Below are 6,588 nucleotides of genomic sequence, written 5' to 3'. Positions count from 1 at the left end.
CGTGACAGTTATTGCAGGGGGGCGTGACAGTTATTGCAGGGGTTCGTGACAGTTAGTACGGGAGTGACGGGCACTGGCTGGCAATGTCTAGCAACGGCAGGCATTTCGGCTGAGGGTAAAAGAACTTTCCGCTAAGCGATAGACTGTATGTAAACACAGTATTGCAAGGACGCGGAACATGCCTCAGCGATCACCGCTTCCCTCATGATGTTTAACGCCTTGCTCACCGGAAAATTGCGAGCGCAGCGAGTAATTTTTACGGTGCAGCAACTTGTTGTACGGTGCAACCGATAGCTATGACGTTTGCCCCTTAATCGCCTGGATAATCCTCGGCCAGTCTTCATGATGCAACTCATGTCCCGTGCCTTCGAGTGTCAGCATTTTTGAACCACGAATCGCATCTTTCAGTGCCAACCCATGCACATAAGGAAGTACAGGATCCTCCGTGCCGTGAATGATCAAAGTTGGTACAGCTATCTCATTTAATCTCCCGAGCCATCTCTCGAGCGATCTCTCGCCACCACCTGAAGTAGTGTGGTTGAATGTTGTCAGGATATTCGGAGTGCGATCAAAATCTAACTCAGCGATATTTTGTATCTTCTCAGCGTCAAAAGCATGCGCAGTACCTGAGATGATTCGCCACGCTCCGACCTGATACGCGACGACAGCATCTCTATCAGACCAATCCAGCGATTCCGCCCGTTGGTGATACTCAATGATGGCAGGATCAAAAGCGGGCATATCAGGATCTGCATCTGCAAGCCGTTCTGAAGCAATCAGCGTCAAGCTCTTCACACGTTTCGGATACTTGAGAGCTACAAGCTGGGAAAGAAATCCCCCCAAAGACATGCCGACTAAATGAGCAGCTTCCAGACCATAACCATCAATGACGCGAACCACATCATCTGCTAATTCTTCAACGGAATATGGAGCTTGACCTGGCTCATAGCTTGTTGATTTCCCGGTATCACGGTGGTCGTACCGGATCACATAGCGACCCATTTTGGCTAGTTGGGAGCAAAACTCATCAGGCCACCACACCGCAGACGCCATTGCCCCCATGATCAGGATAATGGGTTCATGGGCCGGGTCGCCGAATGATTCGGTATGGAGTGAAATCGCTTTATCAACAACTACCTTTTCTTTCATACTAAAATTGCCTTCGAGTTTTACGTACAACATTTTATTCATAGGCATGCTCATTTTGCCAGTTTTGGCTGCCTGTTAATTGCGCTCAAACATCCCCAACCAATTGTTTTATAAAGATAAAAATGTCTTGTTTACAATAGAGTGGGGGGGGTCAGCCTGCCGCCTTGGGCCGGGTGATGTCGTACTTGCCCGCCGCGAACTCGGTTACCGTCCAGCCCAGCGCGACCAGCTCCGGCAACGCCTCGCGCACCCGCTGGCGGCGCTTGCGCATGGTCGAACCACTGGCCTCTGACGGCCAGACATAGCCGCACAAGGTATCTATGGAAGCCTTGCCGGTTTTGCCGGGGTCGATCCAGCCACACAGCCGCTGGTGCAGCAGGCGGGCGGTTTCGCTGTCCAGCGCCCGCACCTCGTCCATGCTGATGCGCACATGCTGGCCGCCACCCATGACGGCCTGCGCGATCAAGGGGTTCAGGGCCACGTACAGGCGCCCGTCCGCCTCGTCGCTGGCGTACTCCGACAGCAGCCGAAACCCCTGCCGCTTGCGGCCATTCTGGGCGATGATGGATACCTTCCAAAGGCGCTCGATGCAGTCCTGTATGTGCTTGAGCGCCCCACCACTATCGACCTCTGCCCCGATTTCCTTTGCCAGCGCCCGATAGCTACCTTTGACCACCATGGCATCAGCGGTGACGGCCTCCCACTTGGGTTCCAGGAACAGCCGGAGCTGCCGTCCGCCTTCGGTCTTGGGTTCCGGGCCAAGCACTAGGCCATTAGGCCCAGCCATGGCCACCAGCCCTTGCAGGATGCGCAGATCATCAGCGCCCAGCGGCTCCGGGCCGCTGAACTCGATCCGCTTGCCGTCGCCGTAGTCATACGTCACGTCCAGCTTGCTGCGCTTGCGCTCGCCCCGCTTGAGGGCACGGAACAGGCCGGGGGCCAGACAGTGCGCCGGGTCGTGCCGGACGTGGCTGAGGCTGTGCTTGTTCTTAGGCTTCACCACGGGGCACCCCCTTGCTCTTGCGCTGCCTCTCCAGCACGGCGGGCTTGAGCACCCCGCCGTCATGCCGCCTGAACCACCGATCAGCGAACGGTGCGCCATAGTTGGCCTTGCTCACACCGAAGCGGACGAAGAACCGGCGCTGGTCGTCGTCCACACCCCATTCCTCGGCCTCGGCGCTGGTCATGCTCGACAGGTAGGACTGCCAGCGGATGTTATCGACCAGTACCGAGCTGCCCCGGCTGGCCTGCTGCTGGTCGCCTGCGCCCATCATGGCCGCGCCCTTGCTGGCATGGTGCAGGAACACGATAGAGCACCCGGTATCGGCGGCGATGGCCTCCATGCGACCGATGACCTGGGCCATGGGGCCGCTGGCGTTTTCTTCCTCGATGTGGAACCGGCGCAGCGTGTCCAGCACCATCAGGCGGCGGCCCTCGGCGGCGCGCTTGAGGCCGTCGAACCACTCCGGGGCCATGATGTTGGGCAGGCTGCCGATCAGCGGCTGGATCAGCAGGCCGTCAGCCACGGCTTGCCGTTCCTCGGCGCTGAGGTGCGCCCCAAGGGCGTGCAGGCGGTGATGAATGGCGGTGGGCGGGTCTTCGGCGGGCAGGTAGATCACCGGGCCGGTGGGCAGTTCGCCCACCTCCAGCAGATCCGGCCCGCCTGCAATCTGTGCGGCCAGTTGCAGGGCCAGCATGGATTTACCGGCACCACCGGGCGACACCAGCGCCCCGACCGTACCGGCCACCATGTTGGGCAAAACGTAGTCCAGCGGTGGCGGCGCTGCTGCGAACGCCTCCAGAATATTGATAGGCTTATGGGTAGCCATTGATTGCCTCCTTTGCAGGCAGTTGGTGGTTAGGCGCTGGCGGGGTCACTACCCCCGCCCTGCGCCGCTCTGAGTTCTTCCAGGCACTCGCGCAGCGCCTCGTATTCGTCGTCGGTCAGCCAGAACTTGCGCTGACGCATCCCTTTGGCCTTCATGCGCTCGGCATATCGCGCTTGGCGTACAGCGTCAGGGCTGGCCAGCAGGTCGCCGGTCTGCTTGTCCTTTTGGTCTTTCATATCAGTCACCGAGAAACTTGCCGGGGCCGAAAGGCTTGTCTTCGCGGAACAAGGACAAGGTGCAGCCGTCAAGGTTAAGGCTGGCCATATCAGCGACTGAAAAGCGGCCAGCCTCGGCCTTGTTTGACGTATAACCAAAGCCACCGGGCAACCAATAGCCCTTGTCACTTTTGATCAGGTAGACCGACCCTGAAGCGCTTTTTTCGTATTCCATAAAACCCCCTTCTGTGCGTGAGTACTCATAGTATAACAGGCGTGAGTACCAACGCAAGCACTACATGCTGAAATCTGGCCCGCCCCTGTCCATGCCTCGCTGGCGGGGTGCCGGTGCCCGTGCCAGCTCGGCCCGCGCAAGCTGGACGCTGGGCAGACCCATGACCTTGCTGACGGTGCGCTCGATGTAATCCGCTTCGTGGCCGGGCTTGCGCTCTGCCAGCGCTGGGCTGGCCTCGGCCATGGCCTTGCCGATTTCCTCGGCACTGCGGCCCCGGCTGGCCAGCTTCTGCGCGGCGATAAAGTCGCACTTGCTGAGGTCATCACCGAAGCGCTTGACCAGCCCGGCCATCTCGCTGCGGTACTCGTCCAGCGCCGTGCGCCGGTGGCGGCTAAGCTGCCGCTCGGGCAGTTCGAGGCTGGCCAGCCTGCGGGCCTTCTCCTGCTGCCGCTGGGCCTGCTCGATCTGCTGGCCAGCCTGCTGCACCAGCGCCGGGCCAGCGGTGGCGGTCTTGCCCTTGGATTCACGCAGCAGCACCCACGGCTGATAACCGGCGCGGGTGGTGTGCTTGTCCTTGCGGTTGGTGAAGCCCGCCAAGCGGCCATAGTGGCGGCTGTCGGCGCTGGCCGGGTCGGCGTCGTACTCGCTGGCCAGCGTCCGGGCAATCTGCCCCCGAAGTTCACCGCCTGCGGCGTCGGCCACCTTGACCCATGCCTGATAGTTCTTCGGGCTGGTTTCCACTACCAGGGCAGGCTCCCGGCCCTCGGCTTTCATGTCATCCAGGTCAAACTCGCTGAGGTCGTCCACCAGCACCAGACCATGCCGCTCCTGCTCGGCGGGCCTGATATACACGTCATTGCCCTGGGCATTCATCCGCTTGAGCCATGGCGTGTTCTGGAGCACTTCGGCGGCTGACCATTCCCGGTTCATCATCTGGCCGGTGGTGGCGTCCCTGACGCCGATATCGAAGCGCTCACAGCCCATGGCCTTGAGCTGTCGGCCTATGGCCTGCAAAGTCCTGTCGTTCTTCATCGGGCCACCAAGCGCAGCCAGATCGAGCCGTCCTCGGTTGTCAGTGGCGTCAGGTCGAGCAAGAGCAACGATGCGATCAGCAGCACCACCGTAGGCATCATGGAAGCCAGCATCACGGTTAGCCATAGCTTCCAGTGCCACCCCCGCGACGCGCTCCGGGCGCTCTGCGCGGCGCTGCTCACCTCGGCGGCTACCTCCCGCAACTCTTTGGCCAGCTCCACCCATGCCGCCCCTGTCTGGCGCTGGGCTTTCAGCCACTCCGCCGCCTGCGCCTCGCTGGCCTGCTGGGTCTGGCTCATGACCTGCCGGGCTTCGTCGGCCAGTGTCGCCATGCTCTGGGCCAGCGGTTCGATCTGCTCCGCTAACTCGTTGATGCCTCTGGATTTCTTCACTCTGTCGATTGCGTTCATGGTCTATTGCCTCCCGGTATTCCTGTAAGTCGATGATCTGGGCGTTGGCGGTGTCGATGTTCAGGGCCACGTCTGCCCGGTCGGTGCGGATGCCCCGGCCTTCCATCTCCACCACGTTCGGCCCCAGGTGAACACCGGGCAGGCGCTCGATGCCCTGCGCCTCAAGTGTTCTGTGGTCAATGCGGGCGTCGTGGCCAGCCCGCTCTAATGCCCGGTTGGCATGGTCGGCCCATGCCTCGCGGGTCTGCTCAAGCCATGCCTTGGGCTTGAGCGCTTCGGTCTTCTGTGCCCCGCCCTTCTCCGGGGTCTTGCCGTTGTACCGCTTGAACCACTGAGCGGCGGGCCGCTCGATGCCGTCATTGATCCGCTCGGAGATCATCAGGTGGCAGTGCGGGTTCTCGCCGCCACCGGCATGGATGGCCAGCGTATACGGCAGGCGCTCGGCACCAGTCAGGTGCTGGGCGAACTCGGACGCCAGCGCCTTCTGCTGGTCGAGGGTCAGCTCGACCGGCAGGGCAAATTCGACCTCCTTGAACAGCCGCCCATTGGCGCGTTCATACAGGTCGGCAGCATCCCAGTAGTCGGCGGGCCGCTCGACGAACTCCGGCATGTGCCCGGATTCGGCGTGCAAGACTTCATCCATGTCGCGGGCATACTTGCCTTCGCGCTGGATGTAGTCGGCCTTGGCCCTGGCCGATTGGCCGCCCGACCTGCTGCCGGTTTTCGCCGTAAGGTGATAAATCGCCATGCTGCCTCGCTGTTGCTTTTGCTTTTCGGCTCCATGCAATGGCCCTCGGAGAGCGCACCGCCCGAAGGGTGGCCGTTAGGCCAGTTTCTCGAAGAGAAACCGGTAAGTGCGCTCTCCCCCTACAAAGTAGGGTCGGGATTGCCGCCGCTGTGCCTCCATGATAGCCTACGAGACAGCACATTAACAATGGGGTGTCAAGATGGTTAAGGGGAGCAACAAGGCGGCGGATCGGCTGGCCAAGCTCGAAGAACAACGAGCGCGAATCAATGCCGAAATTCAGCGGGTGCGGGCAAGGGAACAGCAGCAAGAGCGCAAGAACGAAACAAGGCGCAAGGTGCTGGTGGGGGCCATGATTTTGGCCAAGGTGAACAGCAGCGAGTGGCCGGAGGATCGGCTCATGGCGGCAATGGATGCGTACCTTGAACGCGACCACGACCGCGCCTTGTTCGGTCTGCCGCCACGCCAGAAGGATGAGCCGGGCTGAATGATCGACCGAGACAGGCCCTGCGGGGCTGCACACGCGCCCCCACCCTTCGGGTAGGGGGAAAGGCCGCTAAAGCGGCTAAAAGCGCTCCAGCGTATTTCTGCGGGGTTTGGTGTGGGGTTTAGCGGGCTTTGCCCGCCTTTCCCCCTGCCGCGCAGCGGTGGGGCGGTGTGTAGCCTAGCGCAGCGAATAGACCAGCTATCCGGCCTCTGGCCGGGCATATTGGGCAAGGGCAGCAGCGCCCCACAAGGGCGCTGATAACCGCGCCTAGTGGATTATTCTTAGATAATCATGGATGGATTTTTCCAACACCCCGCCAGCCCCCGCCCCTGCTGGGTTTGCAGGTTTGGGGGCGTGACAGTTATTGCAGGGGTTCGTGACAGTTATTGCAGGGGGGCGTGACAGTTATTGCAGGGGTTCGTGACAGTTAGTACGGGAGTGACGGGCACTGGCTGGCAATGTCTAGCAACGGCAGGCATTTCGGCT

Annotated in this window: 8 protein-coding genes and 2 pseudogenes; 1 reads left to right on the top strand and 9 read right to left on the bottom strand. The window is 61.1% G+C overall.

Annotated elements, in window-relative coordinates; translation table 11 throughout:
• Nucleotides 1-294 precede the first annotated feature (294 nt).
• The 9 genes and pseudogenes from estX to ACJHW7_RS25005 form a co-directional block, all read right to left on the bottom strand.
• Nucleotides 295-1,191 (bottom strand): alpha/beta fold putative hydrolase EstX, encoded by an 897-nt coding sequence (estX, locus tag ACJHW7_RS25045; protein ID WP_223542816.1) that lies wholly within the window; start codon nt 1,189-1,191, stop codon nt 295-297.
• A gap of 109 nt (nt 1,192-1,300) precedes the next feature.
• Entirely contained in the window at nt 1,301-2,152 is an 852-nt protein-coding gene (repC, locus tag ACJHW7_RS25040) for a replication protein C, IncQ-type (protein ID WP_000240536.1), read from the bottom strand.
• Nucleotides 2,139-2,978 carry a helicase RepA family protein gene (locus ACJHW7_RS25035; RefSeq protein WP_000190708.1) on the bottom strand — a complete coding sequence of 280 codons (840 nt, stop codon included), beginning with the start codon at nt 2,976-2,978 and terminating at the stop codon, nt 2,139-2,141. Before ACJHW7_RS25035 ends, repC begins: the two co-directional genes overlap by 14 nt.
• Before the next feature lie 29 nt (nt 2,979-3,007).
• On the bottom strand, nt 3,008-3,214 hold the full coding sequence (urfF, locus tag ACJHW7_RS25030; protein WP_007857788.1) for a plasmid repression protein F: 207 nt from the start codon (nt 3,212-3,214) through the stop codon (nt 3,008-3,010).
• 1 nt (nt 3,215) lies between these two features.
• Nucleotides 3,216-3,428 (bottom strand): hypothetical protein, encoded by a 213-nt coding sequence (locus ACJHW7_RS25025; RefSeq protein WP_000455501.1) that lies wholly within the window; start codon nt 3,426-3,428, stop codon nt 3,216-3,218.
• 60 nt (nt 3,429-3,488) lie between these two features.
• Nucleotides 3,489-3,779: a hypothetical protein gene (locus ACJHW7_RS25020; RefSeq protein WP_234782458.1), complete on the bottom strand. Its 291-nt coding sequence runs from the start codon at nt 3,777-3,779 to the stop codon at nt 3,489-3,491.
• 138 nt (nt 3,780-3,917) lie between these two features.
• Nucleotides 3,918-4,415, bottom strand: a pseudogene (locus ACJHW7_RS25015) (DNA-primase RepB domain-containing protein); the annotation flags it as partial.
• 41 nt (nt 4,416-4,456) lie between these two features.
• A complete protein-coding gene (locus tag ACJHW7_RS25010; protein WP_010890157.1) occupies nt 4,457-4,870 on the bottom strand; it encodes an IncQ-type mobilization protein MobB in 414 nt (137 codons plus the stop codon).
• A gap of 154 nt (nt 4,871-5,024) precedes the next feature.
• Nucleotides 5,025-5,513: pseudogene (locus ACJHW7_RS25005) on the bottom strand (MobA/MobL family protein); the annotation flags it as partial.
• A 304-nt stretch (nt 5,514-5,817) separates the two neighbouring features.
• Here ACJHW7_RS25005 and ACJHW7_RS25000 point away from each other — a divergent pair.
• Nucleotides 5,818-6,102: a mobilization protein C gene (locus ACJHW7_RS25000; protein ID WP_000238497.1), complete on the top strand. Its 285-nt coding sequence runs from the start codon at nt 5,818-5,820 to the stop codon at nt 6,100-6,102.
• Nucleotides 6,103-6,588: the final 486 nt, after the last annotated feature.

The organism is Escherichia sp. WS1152 (genome assembly GCF_046487665.1).
GTDB classification, from domain to species: domain Bacteria; phylum Pseudomonadota; class Gammaproteobacteria; order Enterobacterales; family Enterobacteriaceae; genus Escherichia; species Escherichia coli.
This window is presented reverse-complemented; position numbering and strand designations above follow the sequence as displayed.

What these genes read in the sequence shown, in the direction of transcription:
- ACJHW7_RS25020 (WP_234782458.1), bottom strand. Translation starts at nt 3,779, where the DNA reads ATGGCCGGGCTGGTCAAGCGCTTCGGTGATGACCTCAGCAAGTGCGAC.
- ACJHW7_RS25035 (WP_000190708.1), bottom strand. Translation starts at nt 2,978, where the DNA reads ATGGCTACCCATAAGCCTATCAATATTCTGGAGGCGTTCGCAGCAGCG.
- ACJHW7_RS25000 (WP_000238497.1), top strand. Translation starts at nt 5,818, where the DNA reads ATGGTTAAGGGGAGCAACAAGGCGGCGGATCGGCTGGCCAAGCTCGAA.
- urfF (WP_007857788.1), bottom strand. Translation starts at nt 3,214, where the DNA reads ATGAAAGACCAAAAGGACAAGCAGACCGGCGACCTGCTGGCCAGCCCT.
- ACJHW7_RS25010 (WP_010890157.1), bottom strand. Translation starts at nt 4,870, where the DNA reads ATGAACGCAATCGACAGAGTGAAGAAATCCAGAGGCATCAACGAGTTA.
- estX (WP_223542816.1), bottom strand. Translation starts at nt 1,191, where the DNA reads ATGAATAAAATGTTGTACGTAAAACTCGAAGGCAATTTTAGTATGAAA.
- ACJHW7_RS25025 (WP_000455501.1), bottom strand. Translation starts at nt 3,428, where the DNA reads ATGGAATACGAAAAAAGCGCTTCAGGGTCGGTCTACCTGATCAAAAGT.